Origin of the sequence: Pseudomonas syringae, from assembly GCF_000737245.1 — a bacterium.
Taxonomy (GTDB): Bacteria; Pseudomonadota; Gammaproteobacteria; order Pseudomonadales; family Pseudomonadaceae; genus Aquipseudomonas; species Aquipseudomonas syringae_J.
On sequence record NZ_JPQU01000019.1, the window covers coordinates 84,398 to 102,366 of the forward strand.

At 55.6% G+C, this 17,969-nt stretch carries 25 protein-coding genes; 4 read left to right on the plus strand and 21 right to left on the minus strand.

Translation table 11 applies throughout. The features are described 5' to 3' along the window. Positions 1-205: 205 nt before the first annotated feature. The 3 genes from IV01_RS20275 (at position 206) to IV01_RS20265 (ending at position 1,864) form a co-directional block, all read left to right on the plus strand. On the plus strand, positions 206-685 hold the full coding sequence (locus IV01_RS20275) for a DUF1348 family protein (RefSeq protein ID WP_032626485.1): 480 nt from the start codon (positions 206-208) through the stop codon (positions 683-685). 88 nt (positions 686-773) lie between these two features. Then, complete coding sequence (locus IV01_RS20270) at positions 774-1,178, plus strand: hypothetical protein (protein ID WP_032626548.1); 405 nt, start codon at positions 774-776, stop codon at positions 1,176-1,178. Next, positions 1,172-1,864: an RES family NAD+ phosphorylase gene (locus IV01_RS20265; protein ID WP_032626486.1), complete on the plus strand. Its 693-nt coding sequence runs from the start codon at positions 1,172-1,174 to the stop codon at positions 1,862-1,864. Before IV01_RS20270 ends, IV01_RS20265 begins: the two co-directional genes overlap by 7 nt. A gap of 71 nt (positions 1,865-1,935) precedes the next feature. On the opposite strand, the gene IV01_RS20260 is transcribed toward IV01_RS20265, so the two are convergent. Both IV01_RS20260 and IV01_RS20255 read right to left on the minus strand, forming a co-directional pair. Continuing rightward, positions 1,936-2,472: a single-stranded DNA-binding protein gene (locus IV01_RS20260; protein ID WP_032626487.1), complete on the minus strand. Its 537-nt coding sequence runs from the start codon at positions 2,470-2,472 to the stop codon at positions 1,936-1,938. Between the two features lie 9 nt (positions 2,473-2,481). After that, positions 2,482-3,876 (minus strand): MFS transporter, encoded by a 1,395-nt coding sequence (locus tag IV01_RS20255; protein ID WP_032626489.1) that lies wholly within the window; start codon positions 3,874-3,876, stop codon positions 2,482-2,484. A gap of 189 nt (positions 3,877-4,065) precedes the next feature. Between IV01_RS20255 and uvrA the strand changes: the two genes are divergently transcribed. Continuing rightward, on the plus strand, positions 4,066-6,900 hold the full coding sequence (gene uvrA, locus IV01_RS20250; RefSeq protein ID WP_032626492.1) for an excinuclease ABC subunit UvrA: 2,835 nt from the start codon (positions 4,066-4,068) through the stop codon (positions 6,898-6,900). 74 nt (positions 6,901-6,974) lie between these two features. Here uvrA and bfr read toward each other — a convergent pair whose 3' ends face one another. The 19 genes from bfr to rplN all read right to left on the minus strand — a co-directional run bounded on the left by bfr (position 6,975) and on the right by rplN (position 17,956). Next, the gene (gene bfr / locus IV01_RS20245; protein WP_032626493.1) at positions 6,975-7,439 is read right to left on the minus strand and encodes a bacterioferritin; all 465 of its coding nucleotides are present in this window, start codon (positions 7,437-7,439) and stop codon (positions 6,975-6,977) included. Between the two features lie 156 nt (positions 7,440-7,595). Next, positions 7,596-9,044, minus strand: coding sequence for a catalase (locus IV01_RS20240; protein WP_032626495.1), 1,449 nt, complete (start codon positions 9,042-9,044; stop codon positions 7,596-7,598). Between the two features lie 231 nt (positions 9,045-9,275). After that, positions 9,276-9,662 (minus strand): 50S ribosomal protein L17, encoded by a 387-nt coding sequence (gene rplQ, locus IV01_RS20235; RefSeq protein WP_008145500.1) that lies wholly within the window; start codon positions 9,660-9,662, stop codon positions 9,276-9,278. 42 nt (positions 9,663-9,704) lie between these two features. Beyond that, on the minus strand, positions 9,705-10,706 hold the full coding sequence (locus IV01_RS20230; RefSeq protein ID WP_003176403.1) for a DNA-directed RNA polymerase subunit alpha: 1,002 nt from the start codon (positions 10,704-10,706) through the stop codon (positions 9,705-9,707). 22 nt (positions 10,707-10,728) lie between these two features. Beyond that, positions 10,729-11,349 (minus strand): 30S ribosomal protein S4, encoded by a 621-nt coding sequence (rpsD, locus tag IV01_RS20225; RefSeq protein ID WP_002555465.1) that lies wholly within the window; start codon positions 11,347-11,349, stop codon positions 10,729-10,731. Positions 11,350-11,367: 18 nt separating this feature from the next. Beyond that, positions 11,368-11,757, minus strand: a complete 390-nt coding sequence (gene rpsK / locus IV01_RS20220) for a 30S ribosomal protein S11 (RefSeq protein ID WP_002555466.1) — start codon at positions 11,755-11,757, stop codon at positions 11,368-11,370. 30 nt (positions 11,758-11,787) lie between these two features. Next, complete coding sequence (rpsM, locus tag IV01_RS20215; RefSeq protein WP_002555467.1) at positions 11,788-12,144, minus strand: 30S ribosomal protein S13; 357 nt, start codon at positions 12,142-12,144, stop codon at positions 11,788-11,790. 130 nt (positions 12,145-12,274) lie between these two features. Beyond that, the gene (gene rpmJ / locus IV01_RS26165) at positions 12,275-12,391 is read right to left on the minus strand and encodes a 50S ribosomal protein L36 (RefSeq protein ID WP_002555468.1); all 117 of its coding nucleotides are present in this window, start codon (positions 12,389-12,391) and stop codon (positions 12,275-12,277) included. 28 nt (positions 12,392-12,419) lie between these two features. Then, positions 12,420-13,748: a preprotein translocase subunit SecY gene (gene secY, locus IV01_RS20210; RefSeq protein WP_032626500.1), complete on the minus strand. Its 1,329-nt coding sequence runs from the start codon at positions 13,746-13,748 to the stop codon at positions 12,420-12,422. Next, a complete protein-coding gene (gene rplO / locus IV01_RS20205) occupies positions 13,749-14,183 on the minus strand; it encodes a 50S ribosomal protein L15 (RefSeq protein WP_010220318.1) in 435 nt (144 codons plus the stop codon). It abuts the gene before it with no gap. Between the two features lie 3 nt (positions 14,184-14,186). Continuing rightward, positions 14,187-14,363 (minus strand): 50S ribosomal protein L30, encoded by a 177-nt coding sequence (gene rpmD / locus IV01_RS20200; protein WP_003186033.1) that lies wholly within the window; start codon positions 14,361-14,363, stop codon positions 14,187-14,189. A 2-nt stretch (positions 14,364-14,365) separates the two neighbouring features. Beyond that, the gene (rpsE, locus tag IV01_RS20195) at positions 14,366-14,866 is read right to left on the minus strand and encodes a 30S ribosomal protein S5 (RefSeq protein ID WP_003186035.1); all 501 of its coding nucleotides are present in this window, start codon (positions 14,864-14,866) and stop codon (positions 14,366-14,368) included. 3 nt (positions 14,867-14,869) lie between these two features. Beyond that, a complete protein-coding gene (rplR, locus tag IV01_RS20190; protein WP_032626502.1) occupies positions 14,870-15,220 on the minus strand; it encodes a 50S ribosomal protein L18 in 351 nt (116 codons plus the stop codon). A gap of 10 nt (positions 15,221-15,230) precedes the next feature. Continuing rightward, positions 15,231-15,764 carry a 50S ribosomal protein L6 gene (gene rplF / locus IV01_RS20185; RefSeq protein ID WP_032626504.1) on the minus strand — a complete coding sequence of 178 codons (534 nt, stop codon included), beginning with the start codon at positions 15,762-15,764 and terminating at the stop codon, positions 15,231-15,233. Positions 15,765-15,776: 12 nt separating this feature from the next. Beyond that, positions 15,777-16,169, minus strand: coding sequence for a 30S ribosomal protein S8 (gene rpsH, locus IV01_RS20180; RefSeq protein WP_027898305.1), 393 nt, complete (start codon positions 16,167-16,169; stop codon positions 15,777-15,779). A gap of 213 nt (positions 16,170-16,382) precedes the next feature. Continuing rightward, positions 16,383-16,688, minus strand: a complete 306-nt coding sequence (gene rpsN, locus IV01_RS20175; protein ID WP_032626507.1) for a 30S ribosomal protein S14 — start codon at positions 16,686-16,688, stop codon at positions 16,383-16,385. Between the two features lie 13 nt (positions 16,689-16,701). Continuing rightward, the gene (gene rplE / locus IV01_RS20170) at positions 16,702-17,241 is read right to left on the minus strand and encodes a 50S ribosomal protein L5 (RefSeq protein ID WP_004883677.1); all 540 of its coding nucleotides are present in this window, start codon (positions 17,239-17,241) and stop codon (positions 16,702-16,704) included. A 20-nt stretch (positions 17,242-17,261) separates the two neighbouring features. Then, complete coding sequence (gene rplX, locus IV01_RS20165) at positions 17,262-17,576, minus strand: 50S ribosomal protein L24 (RefSeq protein WP_002555478.1); 315 nt, start codon at positions 17,574-17,576, stop codon at positions 17,262-17,264. A gap of 11 nt (positions 17,577-17,587) precedes the next feature. Further along, on the minus strand, positions 17,588-17,956 hold the full coding sequence (gene rplN, locus IV01_RS20160) for a 50S ribosomal protein L14 (RefSeq protein ID WP_002555479.1): 369 nt from the start codon (positions 17,954-17,956) through the stop codon (positions 17,588-17,590). Between the last annotated feature and the right edge of the window lie 13 nt (positions 17,957-17,969).

Consider the following 17,969-nt stretch of genomic DNA (forward strand, 5'->3'; position numbering starts at 1 on the left):
TCGGAGTGTGCCCGTTGTCCGGACGCCGAGGTTTGCGCAGGATGCATGGCCCGGTAGGAGCGCGCTTGCCCGCGATGGCGTCAGGTCTGGAGACAGATTTTTCGTTGAAACAACGCATCGCGGGCAAGCGCGCTCCTACAGGGGCAGTGGTTGCATTGCTAACGCATTGCTACAGTCAGCAACTCCCCCGCCAAGAGGTATGGTCATGTCATCCAGCAACGAAACCCGTCCGCCTTTACCGCCTTTCACCCGGGAATCCGCAATCCAGAAAGTCCGCCTTGCTGAAGATGGCTGGAACAGCCGGGACCCGGAGAAAGTATCGCTGGCTTATACCTTGGATACCCGGTGGCGCAATCGCACTGAATTCGCCACCAATCGTGAAGAGGCCAAAGCCTTCCTGACCCGCAAATGGGCCAAGGAGCTGGATTACCGGCTGATCAAAGAGCTTTGGGCCTTCACTGACAACCGCATTGCCGTGCGTTACGCCTACGAATGGCACGACGATTCCGGCAACTGGTTTCGCTCCTACGGCAACGAAAACTGGGAGTTCGACGCTAATGGCCTGATGGCAAACCGTTTCGCTTGCATCAACGATATGCCCATCAAGGAATCCGAGCGCAAATTCCACTGGCCGTTGGGCCGACGCCCCGATGACCATCCGGGGCTGTCAGAGCTGGGGTTGTAAGTCACAGCAAAATGGCTTGGCGCATGATTAATCTGTAGACTACATTTTATTAAATATGTATCTACAGATTAATCGCGAGGCCCTAATTGTGTCGACAGCCCTTCAGCCGCAACTATTCAGCAAAGAACAATGCGCCGCTGGCCTGCGAGCCGCAGTTGCCATTCTTGAAAAGTGGCGAGCGTCGGGTGACCAGGCATGTCGCATCTTGCGAATTTCCCGCAGCACCCACGTCCGTGCCAATCAGCAGGATCCGTCCTGGTCGGTCAATCTGGATGCGGACCAGATGCAGCGGATCAGCTTTATCCTGAACATCCACGCAGCCTTGCGTCTGGTATTCGACAATCCGGATAACGTCTACGGATTCCCGGCGATGGCTAATCACAATGAGTTTTTCAACGGCCGTTCTCCACTGGAGATCATGGCCCAGGGCGACATGATCTCGTTGTACGAGACTTTCCGGAGGATTGACGTGCTGCGTGGTGGATTATGGTGAAGCTCGGGGAACTGGCAGAACTGCCCGGAGACACGCGGCAGACCTATCGGCTGGTCAATTCCAAGTTTCCGCCTATCGCACTGTTCGACGATGTCGCCAGCGCAGACGAATTCGAAGCGCTGTATCAAATACAGGCGCTTACCAACCCGAGACTTCAGAACCAGACCGGACGCCTGGAGTTGATCCGCATCGCAGAGATCCCCTTCGGCATCACCGGCTGCTCTTACGCCACAGCGCCCTTCACCCACGTCAATCCGGCAGGCTCACGCTTCAGCGACGGCAGTTACGGGGTTTTATATCTGGCGGACAACATGGATACCGCTCTGGCCGAAGTGCGGCACCACCAGAATGCGTACTGGTCCAGAGTAGAAAGCCTGAGCTACGAGCGCTTTGTGTTTCGCGGTCTGACCTGTGCATTCAACGACGCCGACATGCTTGATGCATCGTCCATCCCCGAGAGCGATCCCATCTACGATCCGGATGATTATGCCGACTCAAACTTGCTCGGCCGCAAAGTCCGCGATGCGGGTAACAAGGGATTACGCTACCGCTCGGTTCGCGCCGCTGGTCAGATCTGCTGGGCGTTGATGACCCCACGCCCGGTCACGTCGATTATCCAGACCGCCCATTACGAGATGGTCTGGAACGGGCAAATCACCAGCGTCAGCAAGATCACCGAGGTCTGATTTGGCGCGGCACAAATGAAAAAGGCCCGTGACGGTCAGGTCACGGGCCTTTTGCGCCGAGAAGCTAATTCCTAGAACGGAATATCGTCATCAAAGCTGTCGAAATCCGCTGCCGGTTGTGGCGCCTGCTGTTGCGGGGCCGGGCGGGATTCGCGTTGTGGCTGCTGCTGTGGCGCAGACTGCTGAGGGCGCGACTGCTGTGGGCGTGGAGCGGAGTTCTGATAACCACCGCCACCCTGGCCTTGTGGAGCGCCGTCGTTTTGTGGACGGCCGCCCAGCAGTTGCATGGTGCCTTGCATGTCGACGACGATTTCAGTCGTGTAACGCTTGATACCGTCTTTTTCCCACTCGCGGGTTTGCAGTTTGCCTTCGATGTAGACCTGGGAACCCTTGCGCAGGTATTCGCCAGCGATCTCGGCGACTTTGCCGAACATCGATACACGGTGCCATTCAGTCTTTTCGACTTTCTGACCCGTTTGTTTGTCGGTCCACTGTTCGCTGGTCGCCAGACTCAGGTTGGTCACGGCGTTACCGTTAGGCAAGTAGCGAACTTCGGGATCCTGGCCGCATGTACCGACCAATATGACTTTGTTAACCCCACGGGCCATAACGCTCTCCTAGGCTTCGCACGCTTCTGTCGCTGGGTTGACCATCCGCTCCAGAGACGCGCGATCCAATAGTTCTGTGTCTAATTTGATATAAATGGCCGCCTCTTCGGCAACCACTACTGCATCCGTTACGCCATTTACGGCCTTTAGCCTCTCTGCCAGGCCTGCATCACGCTGCGCCTCGGGCGACAACGGCAAGCGTAGGCTTGTCACGTACGGAGGCTCGCGCATGGTAACAGCAAAGGTCAGCCAGAGGGCGGCCAACCCGGCTCCACCGAGAAATACAACGCTAAGCCCGCCGTGCTGAAACAACCAGCCGCCCAGAATCCCGCCAGCCGCCGAACCCAGGAACTGGCTGGTGGAATAGACCCCCATCGCAGTGCCCTTGCCGCCCGCCGGCGAGACCTTGCTGATCAGCGAAGGCAGCGAAGCTTCGAGCAGGTTGAACGCGATGAAGAACACCACCGTGCCAATCACCAGCGCCCGCAATGTGTCGCCGAATGCCCAGAAGAATAGCTCAGTGAGCATCAGCACGGTGACCGCCCCGATCAATACCCGCTTCATCTGACGCTTTTTCTCACCATAAATGATGAATGGAATCATTGCGAAAAATGAGATCAGCAACGCAGTGAGGTAGACCCACCAGTGCTGTTCCTTGGGCAAACCGGCTTTTTCTACCAATGCCAACGGCAACGCCACGAAGCTTGACATGAGCATGGCGTGCAACACGAAGATACCCAAATCCAGACGCAACAAATCCGGATGCCGTAGCGTAGGACCCAGCGCCTTGCGCGCCACTCCGGATTCTCGATGCTGCAAGGTACCGGTATTTTTCGGTACGACAACGGCGACGATAAAAACACCGATCAAGGCCATCCCGCCAGTCGCCAGAAACAACCCTGACAGGCCAAACGCGCTGGTTAGCAATGGGCCGACCACCATAGCGATGGCGAACGACAGACCGATGGTCATGCCGATCATGGCCATGGCCTTGGTGCGATGCTGCTCACGGGTCAAGTCGGACAACAGCGCCATGACCGCCGCGGAGATAGCACCAGCGCCCTGCAGTATCCGCCCGGCAATGATTCCCCAGATAGAGTCCGCATTGGCCGCCAGCGCGCTGCCGAGCGCGAAGATGATCAGACCGAAATAAATCACCGGACGCCGACCGATGCGGTCGGAGAGAATCCCGAACGGGATCTGCAGCACCGCCTGGGTCAGACCGTAGGCGCCGATTGCCAGTCCGATCAATGCCGGGCTCGCCCCCGCCAGGTCCATGCCATAGGTCGCCAGTACTGGCAAAACCATGAACATGCCGAGCATGCGGAACGCAAAAACCAGTGCCAGACCGCCTGCCGCACGGGTCTCGCCGCCGCTCATTCGTTCGCTGTGGGGATCGTGCATTGAAAAACCTCATGTGAACCGGCGGCGATTCTACCAGTCCCATCGATTGACGGGGTATATCGCGACGCTATGACGCGTCTAGATGACACAGTCTTCATATAAGCCTGTGACACTGATTCGATAGTGTGCATCCATCCAGTATTTCACCGTATACTCCTACGTTTTCGACGCCCGCCGAGCGAGGCCACTTTGGACAAGATCCTGATTCGTGGGGCCCGAACCCACAACCTGAAAAACATCGACCTGACCCTGCCACGCGACAAACTGATCGTCATTACCGGGCTTTCCGGTTCTGGCAAATCATCGCTGGCTTTCGACACACTCTACGCCGAAGGGCAAAGACGCTACGTCGAATCGCTTTCTGCCTACGCAAGGCAATTCCTTTCGATGATGGAAAAGCCCGACGTCGACACGATTGAAGGCCTGTCGCCAGCGATTTCCATCGAGCAGAAGTCCACGTCCCACAACCCGCGCTCTACCGTGGGTACCATCACCGAGATCTACGACTACCTGCGCCTGCTGTACGCGCGGGTTGGTCAGCCACGCTGCCCGGATCACGATATTCCGCTGGAAGCCCAGACTGTCAGCCAGATGGTCGACCTGGTTCTGGCCCAGCCCGAAGGCAGCAAGCTGATGTTGCTGGCACCGGTGATCCGTGAGCGCAAAGGCGAACACCTGTCGGTCTTCGAAGAGCTGCGCGCGCAAGGTTTCGTCCGGGCCCGAGTAAACGGCCGTCTGTGTGAGCTGGACGAGTTGCCAAAGCTGGATAAACAGAAGAAGCACTCCATTGACGTGGTCGTTGACCGCTTCAAAGTCCGTTCGGACCTGCAACAGCGTCTGGCCGAATCTTTTGAAACCGCGCTGAAGCTGGCCGACGGGATTGCCTGGGTCGCGCCTATGGATGACGAGCCTGGGGAGGAGATGATCTTCTCGGCCCGCTTCGCTTGCCCGATCTGTGGACACGCCATCAGCGAGCTGGAACCCAAGCTGTTTTCCTTTAACAACCCGGCTGGCGCGTGCCCGACCTGTGACGGTCTGGGCGTGAAGCAATTCTTCGACATCAAACGCCTGGTCAATGCCGAGCTGACCTTGGCCGAAGGTGCGATCCGTGGCTGGGACAGGCGTAATGTCTACTACTTCCAGATGCTCGGGTCGCTGGCCAAGCATTACGATTTCAGCCTGGAAGTGCCGTTCAAAGAACTGCCGTCAGATACCCAGAAAATCCTGCTCAACGGCAGCGGCACGCAGAATGTCGATTTCCGCTACCTGAATGATCGGGGCGATATCGTAAAGCGTGCTCACCCGTTCGAAGGCATCGTGCCTAACCTGGAACGTCGTTATCGGGAAACCGAGTCGGCCACCGTGCGTGAAGAGTTGGCCAAGTTCCTCGGCACTCAGCCTTGTCCGGACTGCCGTGGCACGCGCTTGCGTCGTGAGGCGCGTCACGTGTGGGTTGGCGAGAAGACCCTGCCGGCAGTAACCAACATGCCGATTGGCGATGCCACCGAATATTTCGGTGTACTCAAGCTCACCGGCCGCCGTGGCGAAATCGCTGACAAGATTCTCAAGGAGATCCGTGAGCGCTTGCAGTTCCTGGTCAACGTCGGTCTCGACTACCTCACCCTGGATCGCAGCGCTGACACCCTTTCCGGCGGTGAAGCCCAGCGAATCCGTCTGGCTAGCCAGATCGGTGCAGGTCTGGTGGGGGTGATGTACATCCTTGACGAACCTTCTATTGGTTTGCACCAGCGGGATAACGACAGGCTACTCGGCACCCTCAAGCACCTGCGGGACATCGGCAACACGGTGATCGTGGTCGAGCACGACGAGGACGCCATTCGCCTTGCGGATTACGTCGTCGACATCGGGCCTGGCGCTGGGGTGCATGGTGGACACATCGTTGCTGAAGGTACTCCGGACGAGGTCATGTCCCACCCGGATTCGCTGACCGGCAAATATCTGTCCGGTCGTGTGAAGATCGAAGTCCCGGCCAAACGCACGCCGCGCAATAAAAAGCTGTCGTTGAACCTCAAGGGTGCACGCGGTAATAACCTGCGCAATGTGGACCTGGAAATCCCCATTGGTCTACTGACGTGCGTAACGGGCGTTTCCGGGTCGGGCAAATCGACGCTGATCAACAATACCCTCTTCCCGCTGAGCGCCACTGCACTCAATGGCGCGACCACACTGGAAGCGGCGACCCACGACAGCATCAAAGGTCTGGAGCATCTGGACAAGGTCGTCGACATTGACCAAAGCCCGATCGGCCGCACGCCGCGCTCCAACCCGGCGACCTATACCGGCCTGTTCACACCGATCCGTGAGCTGTTCGCGGGTGTGCCGGAATCCCGTTCCCGCGGTTACGGGCCGGGGCGATTCTCCTTCAACGTCAAGGGTGGCCGCTGCGAGGCGTGTCAAGGCGATGGCCTGATCAAGGTGGAGATGCACTTTCTGCCGGACATTTACGTGCCGTGCGACGTCTGCAAGAGCAAGCGGTACAACCGTGAGACCCTTGAGATCAAGTACAAGGGCAAGAGCATCCATGAAGTGCTGGAGATGACCATTGAGGAAGCCCGAGTTTTCTTCGACGCCGTTCCGGCCTTGGCACGCAAGCTTCAGACCTTGATGGATGTCGGCCTCTCGTACATCAAACTGGGGCAATCTGCGACGACGCTTTCGGGCGGTGAAGCGCAGCGTGTAAAGCTGTCACGCGAGCTTTCCAAACGCGACACCGGCAAGACGCTTTACATCCTCGACGAGCCGACCACCGGCCTGCACTTCGCGGACATTCAGCAATTGCTCGACGTCTTGCATCGCCTGCGAGATCACGGCAACACCGTAGTAGTGATCGAGCACAATCTGGACGTGATCAAGACGGCCGACTGGCTGGTGGATCTGGGTCCAGAGGGCGGCTCTAAAGGCGGCCAGATCATTGCCGTGGGTACGCCTGAGCAAGTCTCTGAAATGGAGCAATCCTACACAGGGCACTACCTCAAGCCACTGCTGCTGCGCGACAAGGCCTGACGGTTTACGCCAGGTAACAAAAAGCCCCTGTCATGTGAATGACAGGGGCTTTTTCATTTTTGCCGTCGGCGGAATCAGAACTGCGATTGCAGGTAATTCTCCAGCCCGATGGTCTTGATCAAACCAAGCTGCTTTTCGAGCCAGTAGGTGTGATCTTCTTCGGTGTCGTTCAGCTGAACACGCAGGATTTCGCGAGTTACGTAGTCCTTGTGCAGCTCACACAGCTCGATGCCTTTGCACAGCGCAGTGCGGACTTTGTATTCCAGACGCAGATCGGCAGCGAACATTTCAGGAACCGTGGTGCCCACTTCCAGGTCATCCGGACGCATGCGCGGCGTGCCTTCGAGCATCAAGATACGACGCATCAACGCATCAGCGTGTTGCGCCTCTTCTTCCATCTCGTGATTGATGCGCTCGAAAAGCTTGGTGAACCCCCAATCTTCGTACATCCGCGAATGGATGAAATATTGGTCGCGCGCCGCCAGTTCGCCAACCAGCAACGTGTTCAGATAATCGATTACTTCCGGGTGGCCTAGCATCGCCCCACATCTCCGTGCTTCAAAGTGCATAGTCTGAACCAACCGACCGGGAAGGTCACTTGGTTAGGCGCAACAAAGTGACCAAAAGCAGCGAAAAATGGGGGTTTTGATGCGAAAAACCGCCCAAATGAGGGCGGTTTTGTTTATCACTTCGACTCAACCCATCTGAACACCAAGAGCCTTGGCAACACCTTCGCCGTAAGCCGGATCGGCTTTGTAGAAATGCTGCAGTTGACGCTGAACCACATCGCTGGAAACGCCACCCATGGCACCGGCAATGTTGTTGATCAACAGTGCTTTCTGATCAGCATCCATCAGGTTGAACAACTTGCCCGCCTGACTGTAGTAGTCGCCATCTTCGCGATGATCATAACGATCTGCCGCCCCACTCAGAGCCAAAGCTGGTTCCGCGTAACGCGGATCCTGCTTGGGGGCGTCGGAGTAGCTGTTAGGCTCGTAATTAGGGGCCGAGCCGCCATTGGTGCCAAACGCCATGGAGCCGTCACGCTGGTAGCTGTGCACAGGGTTCTTTGGCGCGTTGATCGGCAACTGCTGGTGGTTGGTACCTACGCGATAGCGATGCGCATCGGCATAGGCGAACACACGCCCTTGCAGCATGCGATCGGGCGACAAACCAACACCGGGCACCATGTTGCTTGGGCCAAACGCAGCCTGCTCGACTTCCGCGAAGTAGTTCTGCGGATTGCGATTAAGCTCAAGCTCACCGACTTCAATCAACGGGTACTCTTTCTGCGACCAGGTCTTGGTCACGTCGAAAGGATTCTCGTGATGGGCAGCCGCTTGTGCTTCAGTCATCAACTGAATGCAAACGCTCCACTTCGGGAAGTCACCCTTTTCGATAGCACCGAACAGATCGCGCTGAGCGTAGTCAGGATCAGTGCCCGCGATACGTGCAGCATCAGCTGGAGCGAGGTTCTTGATGCCCTGCTTAGTCTTGTAGTGCCATTTGACCCAGTGGCGCTCACCAGCAGCGCTGATCAGGCTGTAGGTGTGGCTACCAAAGCCATGCATATGACGATAGCCGTCAGGAATGCCGCGATCCGAAAACAGAATGGTGACCTGGTGCAGCGCTTCAGGCGAGTGCGACCAGAAGTCCCACATCATCTGGCCGCTTTTCAGGTTGGTCTGAGGCAGACGCTTTTGCGTATGGATGAAATCGGGAAACTTCAGCGGATCGCGGATGAAAAACACCGGAGTGTTGTTGCCCACGATGTCCCAGTTACCTTCTTCGGTGTAGAACTTCAACGCGAAGCCGCGCGGGTCACGTTCTGTATCAGCCGAACCACGCTCACCGCCAACGGTGGAGAAACGCAGGAAGATAGGTGTTTGCTTACCAACCGTGTCAAACAACTTGGCGCTGGTGTATTGAGTGATATCGCGGCTGACAGTGAACGTACCATGCGCACCCGACCCTTTCGCGTGAACACGGCGTTCGGGGATGTTTTCACGGTTGAAATGGGCGAGCTTTTCGATGAGATGAAAATCGTCAAGCAGCAGCGGACCACGAGGGCCGGCGGAGCGGGAATTCTGGTTATCGGCTACAGGCGCGCCACTGGCGGTTGTAAGCGTTTTATTCTGGCTCATGCAATCTACTTCCTCTGTCAGTCTTGAACTGCCGGCTAAGTGGCTTGAAGGGAGTATTCATCATCCGTGTTACACCTACAAATTCATTAATTTGTGAGTGTCGATAGAAAATTACTAACTGCCTCGCGCATTTTGCAGACCGCGAGACGAAGAAGCTTGTACGAACCGTGCTTTTCTTACAGGCACAAAAAACCGGGCACTAGGCCCGGTCCGTTGTTTCAGACTGACATCTTACTCAGCGGATACAGCTTCACCGCCAGCAGGACGATCAACCAGCTCGACGTACGCCATAGGCGCGTTGTCGCCAGTGCGGAAACCGCACTTGAGGATGCGCAGGTAGCCACCCTCACGGGTTGCATAACGCTTGCCCAGATCGTTGAACAGCTTGCCAACGATTGCTTTCGAACGAGTACGGTCGAAAGCCAGACGGCGGTTAGCCAGGCTGTCTGTTTTAGCCAAAGTGATCAGCGGCTCAGCAACGCGACGCAGTTCTTTAGCTTTCGGCAATGTAGTTTTGATCAGCTCGTGCTCGAACAGCGACACCGCCATGTTTTGAAACATGGCCTTACGGTGCGAGCTAGTCCGGCTCAGGTGACGACCACTTTTACGATGACGCATGGTTCATTCCTTACCAAACACAACGTTCGGTGATTACGACGATCAGGCAGTCGCCTTGTCGTCCTTCTTAAGACTTGCCGGCGGCCAGTTGTCGAGGCGCATGCCGAGGGACAGACCACGGGAGGCCAGGACGTCTTTGATCTCAGTCAAGGACTTCTTGCCAAGGTTTGGAGTCTTCAACAATTCTACTTCGGTGCGCTGAATCAGGTCGCCGATGTAGTAAATGTTCTCCGCCTTGAGGCAGTTGGCCGAACGTACGGTCAGTTCCAAATCGTCAACCGGACGGAGCAGGATCGGATCGATCTCGTCTTCCTGTTCGATTACCACTGGTTCACTGTCGCCTTTGAGGTCGACGAACGCAGCCAACTGCTGTTGCAGGATGGTTGCAGCACGACGGATAGCCTCTTCAGGATCCAGAGTACCGTTGGTTTCCAGATCAATAACCAGCTTGTCCAGGTTAGTACGCTGCTCGACACGGGCGTTTTCCACCACGTATGCGATACGGCGAACCGGGCTGAACGAAGAGTCAAGCTGCAAGCGACCAATGCTGCGGCTTTCGTCTTCATCGCTCTGACGCGAGTCTGCCGGTTCATAACCACGACCACGAGCTACGGTGAGCTTCATGTTCAGGGCGCCGTTAGACGCCAGGTTAGCGATTACGTGATCGGGATTAACGATCTCGACATCATGATCCAGCTGAATATCGGCAGCGGTAACCACCCCCGAACCCTTCTTCGACAAGGTCAGCGTAACTTCGTCTCGACCGTGCAGCTTGATAGCCAGACCTTTAAGGTTCAACAGGATTTCAATTACGTCTTCCTGTACACCTTCGATGGCGCTGTACTCATGGAGTACACCGTCAATCTCGGCCTCGACTACTGCACAGCCGGGCATGGAGGACAACAGGATGCGGCGCAGCGCGTTGCCCAGGGTATGGCCGAAACCACGCTCGAGAGGCTCGAGAGTGATTTTGGCGCGGGTTGGACTGACAACCTGCACATCAATATGGCGGGGTGTCAGGAACTCATTTACCGAAATCTGCATGGATGCACCTATTTTCTAGCCCTTACTTGGAGTAGAGCTCGACAATCAGGCTTTCGTTGATGTCGGCGGACAGATCACTGCGAGCAGGAACGTTCTTGAAAACGCCCGATTTCTTCTCAGTGTCTACTTCTACCCATTCTACGCGGCCACGTTGGGCACACAGATCGAGAGCTTGGACAATGCGCAGTTGGTTCTTAGCCTTCTCGCGGATAGCAACCACGTCACCAGCACGAACCTGGTACGAAGGTACGTTAACGGTTTTGCCGTTTACGCTGACCGACTTGTGCGAAACCAATTGACGGGATTCGGCACGCGTCGAGCCGAAGCCCATGCGATATACAACGTTATCCAGGCGGCATTCGAGCAATTGCAGCAGGTTCTCACCAGTAGCGCCTTTCTTGCCGGCAGCTTCTTTGTAGTAACCGCTGAATTGACGCTCGAGAACGCCATAGATACGACGTACTTTTTGTTTCTCACGCAGCTGAGTGCCGTAATCGGACTGGCGGCCGCGGCGTTGGCCGTGGATACCTGGAGCTGCTTCGATGTTGCACTTGGATTCGATAGCGCGAACGCCGCTCTTCAAAAAGAGATCGGTGCCTTCACGACGAGCAAGTTTGCATTTTGGACCAATGTAACGAGCCATTTCTTACAGTCTCCTGGATTACACGCGGCGCTTCTTCGGCGGACGGCACCCGTTGTGCGGGATTGGCGTCACGTCGGTGATGCTGGCGATCTTATAGCCACAGCCGTTCAAAGCACGGACAGCAGACTCACGACCTGGACCTGGACCCTTGACGTTAACGTCGAGGTTCTTCAGACCATATTCCAGCGCAGCTTGACCAGCACGTTCAGCGGCTACTTGAGCAGCGAACGGGGTGGACTTACGTGAACCGCGGAAACCCGAACCGCCGGAGGTAGCCCAAGAAAGCGCGTTACCTTGACGATCGGTGATGGTGACGATTGTGTTGTTAAAAGATGCGTGGATGTGGGCGATGCCATCAACCACCGTCTTTTTAACTTTTTTACGAGGACGAGCAGCAGGTTTTGCCATGACTAAATTCCTGTCGTTGCGCTGGTGCGATTACTTGCGGATCGGCTTACGCGGACCTTTGCGAGTACGCGCGTTGGTCTTGGTACGCTGACCGCGCACTGGAAGACCACGACGATGGCGCAGACCGCGGTAGCAGCCCAAATCCATCAAGCGCTTGATTTTCATGTTGATTTCGCGACGCAGGTCACCTTCAGTGGTGAACTTCGCCACTTCGCCACGCAGCTGTTCAATCTGCTCGTCGCTCAGATCTTTGATCTTTACCGCTGGGTTAACCCCAGTGGTTGCACAGATTTTCTGTGCAGTGGTGCGACCAACACCATAGATGTAGGTCAACGAGATAACAGTATGCTTGTTATCTGGAATGTTAACGCCTGCAATACGGGCCATTCAGTGGGACTCCAATTGACAGCTACCTACGCCCCGGAAGCCAAGAAATAGGGCGCGAGATAATATCGCTGTAATAACAAATAATCAACCCAGCAGCGCACTAGCTGCTGGGCTTAAGCACAAATCACAATCAGCCTTGGCGCTGTTTATGACGTGGTTCCGCGCTGCAAATTACTCGAACAACACCTTCGCGGCGAATAATCTTGCAGTTACGGCACAGCTTTTTCACCGATGCACGAACTTTCATTACCAGCTCCTCGAACCTTATGGGTGCTTCAGCGCAGCATGCCGCTGCCGTAGCCCTTCAGGTTGGCTTTCTTCATCAGGGATTCGTACTGGTGCGAAACGAGGTGCGATTGTACTTGGGACATGAAGTCCATCACAACCACTACCACGATCAGCAACGAGGTCCCGCCAAGGTAGAACGGTACGTTTGCTGCAACCACCAGGAACTGGGGCAGCAGGCACACGGCCGTCATATATAGAGCACCGAACATGGTCAAGCGGGTCAAAACGCCATCAATATAGCGTGCCGACTGCTCACCTGGACGGATACCCGGAATAAAGGCACCGGACTTCTTCAGGTTTTCCGCTACGTCTTTCGGATTGAACATCAACGCCGTATAGAAGAAGCAGAAGAAAATAATCCCTGCACTAAACAGCAGAATATTCAACGGCTGACCAGGAGCGATCGACTGCGAGATGTCCTGCAACCAGCCCATACCTTCAGACTGGCCGAACCAGGCACCCAACGAAGCCGGGAACAGCAAGATGCTGCTCGCGAAAATAGCTGGAATAACGCCAGCCATGTTCACTTTCAAAGGCAAGTGGCTAGTCTGCGCAGCGAAGACCTTGCGGCCCTGCTGACGCTTGGCGTAGTGAACGGCGATACGTCGCTGACCACGCTCAATGAACACCACGAAACCGATGATCGCTACTGCCAGCAGTCCGATGGCGACCAAGGCGAAGATATTGATATCACCCTGACGTGCAGACTCGAAAGACTGCCCAATCGCTCTCGGAAGACCGGCGACGATACCTGCGAAAATCAACATCGAGATACCGTTACCAACACCGCGCTCGGTAATCTGCTCGCCAAGCCACATCATGAACATCGCACCAGCCACAAAGGTGGTGACAGCAACGAAGTGGAAGCCGATATCTGCAGAGAAAGCAACGCCCTGACCTGCCAGACCAACGGACATGCCGATAGCTTGAACGAGGGCCAGAACGACGGTGCCGTAGCGGGTGTACTGGCTGATCTTGCGACGGCCAGCTTCACCTTCCTTCTTCAACTGCTCCAGTTGCGGGCTGACGGCGGTCATCAATTGCATGATGATCGATGCCGAAATGTACGGCATGATCCCCAGTGCAAAGATGCTCATCCGTTCCAGCGCGCCACCGGAAAACATGTTGAACAAGCTAAGAATGGTCCCCTCATTCTGTCGAAACAGGTCTGCGAGTCGCTCCGGGTTAATACCTGGAACCGGGATGTGTGCGCCTATTCGGTAGACGATAATCGCCAGGAACAGAAAACGCAGACGAGCCCATAGTTCAGACATACCGCCTTTGCCGAGCGCAGAGAGAGCACCTTGCTTAGCCATTTATTCCTCGAACTTGCCGCCAGCTGCTTCGATAGCCGCACGCGCACCTTTGGTGGCTGCGATACCTTTGATGGTGACAGCGCGAGTAACCTCACCGGACAACATGATTTTCACACGTTGTACGTTTTGGTTGATCACGTTGGCATCCTTCAGGGACTGCACAGTTACAACGTCGCCTTCCACTTTAGCCAGCTCGGACAGACGCACTTCTGCACGGTCCATGGCCTTCAGGGAAACGAAGCCGAATTTTGGCAGACGACGATGCAACGGCTGTTGGCCGCCTTCAAAGCCCGGAGCAATAGTGCCACCGGAGCGGGAGGTTTGACCTTTGTGGCCGCGGCCACCAGTCTTACCCAAACCGCTACCGATACCACGGCCCGGACGATGCTTTTCGCGACGGGAACCCGGCGCTGGACTCAGATCATTGAGTTTCATCGATTAACCCTCGACTCGCAGCATGTAGTAAGCCTTGTTGATCATCCCGCGATTCTCAGGAGTATCCAGCACTTCTACAGTGTGACCGATGCGACGCAGACCCAGACCTTTAACGCACAATTTGTGGTTAGGAATGCGACCGGTCATGCTTTTGATCAGCGTTACTTTAACGGTAGCCATGATCAGAAGATCTCCTTGACACTTTTGCCGCGCTTGGCAGCAATAGACTCAGGAGATTGCATAGCCTTCAAACCTTTGAAAGTGGCGTGAACCACGTTTACCGGGTTAGTCGAGCCATAGCACTTGGCCAATACGTTCTGAACACCAGCAACTTCCAGCACTGCGCGCATAGCGCCGCCAGCGATGATACCGGTACCTTCAGAAGCAGGCTGCATGTACACCTTGGAAGCGCCATGGGCGGATTTCATTGCGTACTGCAGGGTAGTGCCGTTCAGATCAACCTGGATCATGTTGCGGCGAGCAGCTTCCATCGCCTTCTGGATCGCAGCAGGCACTTCACGTGACTTGCCACGGCCAAAACCAACACGCCCTTTACCATCACCAACCACGGTCAACGCGGTGAAAGTGAAGATACGGCCGCCTTTTACAGTCTTTGCAACGCGGTTAACTTGAACCAGCTTCTCAATGTAGCCTTCGTCGCGTTTTTGGTCGTTATTTGACATAACTTAGAACTCCAGCCCGCCTTCACGAGCAGCATCAGCCAGCGCCTTGACGCGGCCGTGGTACTTGAAGCCAGAACGGTCGAAAGCCACTTGTGATACGCCGGCGGCTTTCGCACGCTCAGCAACCAGCTGGCCAACCTTAGTGGCCGCGTCGATGTTGCCAGTGGCAGCATCACGCAGTTCTTTGTCCAAAGTCGAGGCGCTCGCCAAGACTTTGCTGCCGTCGGCCGAAATGACCTGGGCATAAATGTGCTGCGAAGAGCGGTACACGCAGAGACGCACGACTTCTAGCTCGTGCATTTTCAGGCGTGCTTTGCGAGCGCGACGCAGTCGGGTAACTTTTTTGACGGTCATTAGCTATGCCCTACTTCTTCTTGGCTTCTTTACGGCGGACGACTTCGTCTGCGTAACGCACACCTTTGCCTTTGTATGGCTCAGGACGGCGGAAGTCGCGGATCTCAGCGGCCACTTGACCAACCAACTGCTTATCGATACCTCGGATGAAGATATCGGTCTGGTTGGGAGTCTCAGCGGTGATGCCTTCCGGCAGTTCGTAATCCACTGGGTGCGAGAAGCCAAGAGCCAGGTTCAGCACTGTGCCTTTTGCTTGCGCTTTGTAACCAACACCGACCAGCTGGAGCTTACGCTCGAAGCCTTGGCTTACGCCCTGGACCATGTTGTTAACCAGTGCACGAGTGGTGCCGGCCATTGCGCGAGTCTGTTGATCGCCATTGCGAGCAGCGAAACGCAACTCACCGGCTTCTTCAACAATCTCAACGGACGAATGGATGTTCAGATCTAGAGTACCCTTGGCACCCTTCACCGAAAGCTGCTGGCCGACGAGTTTAACTTCGACGCCTGATGGCAGCTTAACGGGGTTCTTAGCTACGCGTGACATGCTTATCCCCCCTTAGAACACTGTGCAAAGCACTTCGCCGCCGACACCGGCAGCGCGCGCAGCACGATCCGTCATCACACCTTTGCTGGTGGAGACGATAGACACACCGAGACCGCCACGTACTTTTGGCAGATCATCGACGGACTTGTACTGACGCAAGCCTGGACGGCTGACGCGCTTCACTTCTTCGATGACTGGACGGCCTTCGAAGTACTTCAGCTCGATGGACAACAGCGGCTTTGTTTCGCTGCTGATCTGATAACCCGCAATGTAACCTTCGTCCTTCAGGACTTTTGCTACAGCTACCTTCACAGTAGAAGATGGCATGCTTACGACGGGCTTTTCAGCCATCTGGGCATTACGGATACGAGTTAGCATGTCCGCTAACGGGTCCTGCATACTCATGGGCTAGACGCTCCTAATACAAAATAATTAGCCTTGCGGCTACAGCTTATCGCCGAGCAAACCGGGCAAATGGAAAACACGGGCTCAGGCGAGCCGGCAATTCTAGGCGTACCCCAGAAATGAATCAAGCCCCAATAGGGGCTTGATTCAAATTCAGGCTCTATTCCGACCAATCGCTTGCACGATCGGCCGAAATATCGCGAGAAAGGCGTATTACCAGCTGGCTTTAACCAGACCTGGTACATCACCACGCATTGCAGCTTCACGCAGCTTGTTACGGCCGAGGCCGAACTTGCGGTAAACGCCGTGCGGACGACCAGTGATGCGGCAACGGTTACGCATGCGCGCAGCGCTTGCGTCACGTGGCTGCTTCTGCAGAGCTACGGTAGCTTCCCAACGCGCTTCTGGACTTGCGTTCAGATCGACGATGATTGCTTTGAGCGCTGCACGCTTGGTGGCGTACTTGGCAACGGTGAGCTGACGCTTCAGCTCACGGTTCTTCATGCTCTTCTTGGCCATTTTCCTACTCCAATCAGTTGCGGAACGGGAATTTGAAAGCACGCAGCAGAGCGCGGCCTTCATCATCGTTCTTAGCAGTGGTGGTCAGGGTAATGTCCAGACCGCGGAGAGCATCGATCTTGTCGTAGTCGATTTCCGGGAAAATGATCTGCTCTTTTACGCCCATGCTGTAGTTACCACGACCATCGAAGGACTTGGCATTCAGGCCGCGGAAGTCGCGAACCCGAGGCAGGGAGATCGACAGCAGACGATCCAGGAATTCATACATACGATCGCGGCGCAGAGTCACTTTGACGCCGATCGGCCAACCTTCACGGACTTTAAAGCCAGCGATGGATTTCCGAGCGTAAGTCACAACGACTTTTTGACCGGTGATCTTTTCCAGGTCAGCAACAGCGTGCTCGATGACTTTTTTGTCGCCGATCGCTTCGCCCAGACCCATGTTCAGGGTGATTTTGGTAACGCGCGGAACTTCCATCACGTTCGCCAGCTTAAGTTCTTCCTTAAGCTTCGGAGCGATTTCCTTCCGGTAAATCTCTTTTAGTCGTGCCATGGTCTTCTACCTAGCAGTGTTCAAGCATCAACCGCTTTTTGGGTCGACTTGAAGACACGAATTTTCTTGCCGTCTTCAACTTTGAAACCAACGCGGTCAGCCTTGTTGGTTGCGCCGTTGAAAATGGCGACGTTAGAAGCGTGCAGTGGCGCTTCTTTCTCGACGATACCGCCTTGTACGCCCGACATCGGGTTAGGCTTGGTATGACGCTTCACCAGGTTGATCCCACCAACGACCAAACGGTCGTCAGCGAGAACCTTGAGCACCTTACCGCGCTTACCTTTGTCTTTGCCGGCGATCACGATGATCTCGTCGTCACGACGAATCTTTTGCATGTCGGATCTCCTTACAGCACTTCTGGGGCGAGCGAGACGATCTTCATGAACTTCTCAGTACGAAGTTCACGGGTCACTGGCCCAAAGATACGGGTGCCGATCGGCTCTTGCTTGTTGTTCAAAAGAACAGCAGCGTTGCCATCAAAGCGGATAATGGAGCCGTCAGCACGACGAACGCCGTGGCGAGTGCGGACTACAACAGCAGTCATCACTTGGCCTTTTTTCACTTTACCGCGCGGAATTGCTTCCTTTACGGTTACTTTGATGATGTCACCGATACCAGCGTAACGACGATGGGAGCCACCCAGCACCTTGATGCACATAACGCGGCGTGCGCCGCTGTTATCGGCCACATCGAGCATGGATTGAGTCTGAATCATATAATTTCTCCGA

Bases quoted from the DNA above. Each gene is read 5' to 3' on its own strand.
- IV01_RS20265 (WP_032626486.1), top strand. From the start codon at position 1,172: ATGGTGAAGCTCGGGGAACTGGCAGAACTGCCCGGAGACACGCGGCAG.
- IV01_RS20255 (WP_032626489.1), bottom strand. From the start codon at position 3,876: ATGCACGATCCCCACAGCGAACGAATGAGCGGCGGCGAGACCCGTGCG.
- bfr (WP_032626493.1), bottom strand. From the start codon at position 7,439: ATGCTAGGCCACCCGGAAGTAATCGATTATCTGAACACGTTGCTGGTT.
- rplR (WP_032626502.1), bottom strand. From the start codon at position 15,220: ATGACCGTCAAAAAAGTTACCCGACTGCGTCGCGCTCGCAAAGCACGC.
- rplX (WP_002555478.1), bottom strand. From the start codon at position 17,576: ATGCAAAAGATTCGTCGTGACGACGAGATCATCGTGATCGCCGGCAAA.
- IV01_RS20275 (WP_032626485.1), top strand. From the start codon at position 206: ATGTCATCCAGCAACGAAACCCGTCCGCCTTTACCGCCTTTCACCCGG.
- rplE (WP_004883677.1), bottom strand. From the start codon at position 17,241: ATGGCACGACTAAAAGAGATTTACCGGAAGGAAATCGCTCCGAAGCTT.
- rplO (WP_010220318.1), bottom strand. From the start codon at position 14,183: ATGAAACTCAATGATCTGAGTCCAGCGCCGGGTTCCCGTCGCGAAAAG.
- rpsK (WP_002555466.1), bottom strand. From the start codon at position 11,757: ATGGCAAAACCTGCTGCTCGTCCTCGTAAAAAAGTTAAAAAGACGGTG.
- rplN (WP_002555479.1), bottom strand. From the start codon at position 17,956: ATGATTCAGACTCAATCCATGCTCGATGTGGCCGATAACAGCGGCGCA.
- rpmD (WP_003186033.1), bottom strand. From the start codon at position 14,363: ATGGCTACCGTTAAAGTAACGCTGATCAAAAGCATGACCGGTCGCATT.
- rpsM (WP_002555467.1), bottom strand. From the start codon at position 12,144: ATGGCCCGTATTGCAGGCGTTAACATTCCAGATAACAAGCATACTGTT.
- rpsH (WP_027898305.1), bottom strand. From the start codon at position 16,169: ATGAGTATGCAGGACCCGTTAGCGGACATGCTAACTCGTATCCGTAAT.
- IV01_RS20240 (WP_032626495.1), bottom strand. From the start codon at position 9,044: ATGAGCCAGAATAAAACGCTTACAACCGCCAGTGGCGCGCCTGTAGCC.
- rplF (WP_032626504.1), bottom strand. From the start codon at position 15,764: ATGTCACGCGTAGCTAAGAACCCCGTTAAGCTGCCATCAGGCGTCGAA.
- secY (WP_032626500.1), bottom strand. From the start codon at position 13,748: ATGGCTAAGCAAGGTGCTCTCTCTGCGCTCGGCAAAGGCGGTATGTCT.
- IV01_RS20260 (WP_032626487.1), bottom strand. From the start codon at position 2,472: ATGGCCCGTGGGGTTAACAAAGTCATATTGGTCGGTACATGCGGCCAG.
- IV01_RS20230 (WP_003176403.1), bottom strand. From the start codon at position 10,706: ATGCAGATTTCGGTAAATGAGTTCCTGACACCCCGCCATATTGATGTG.
- rpsN (WP_032626507.1), bottom strand. From the start codon at position 16,688: ATGGCCAAGAAGAGCATGAAGAACCGTGAGCTGAAGCGTCAGCTCACC.
- rplQ (WP_008145500.1), bottom strand. From the start codon at position 9,662: ATGCGTCATCGTAAAAGTGGTCGTCACCTGAGCCGGACTAGCTCGCAC.
- rpsD (WP_002555465.1), bottom strand. From the start codon at position 11,349: ATGGCTCGTTACATTGGTCCAAAATGCAAACTTGCTCGTCGTGAAGGC.
- rpmJ (WP_002555468.1), bottom strand. From the start codon at position 12,391: ATGAAAGTTCGTGCATCGGTGAAAAAGCTGTGCCGTAACTGCAAGATT.
- rpsE (WP_003186035.1), bottom strand. From the start codon at position 14,866: ATGTCAAATAACGACCAAAAACGCGACGAAGGCTACATTGAGAAGCTG.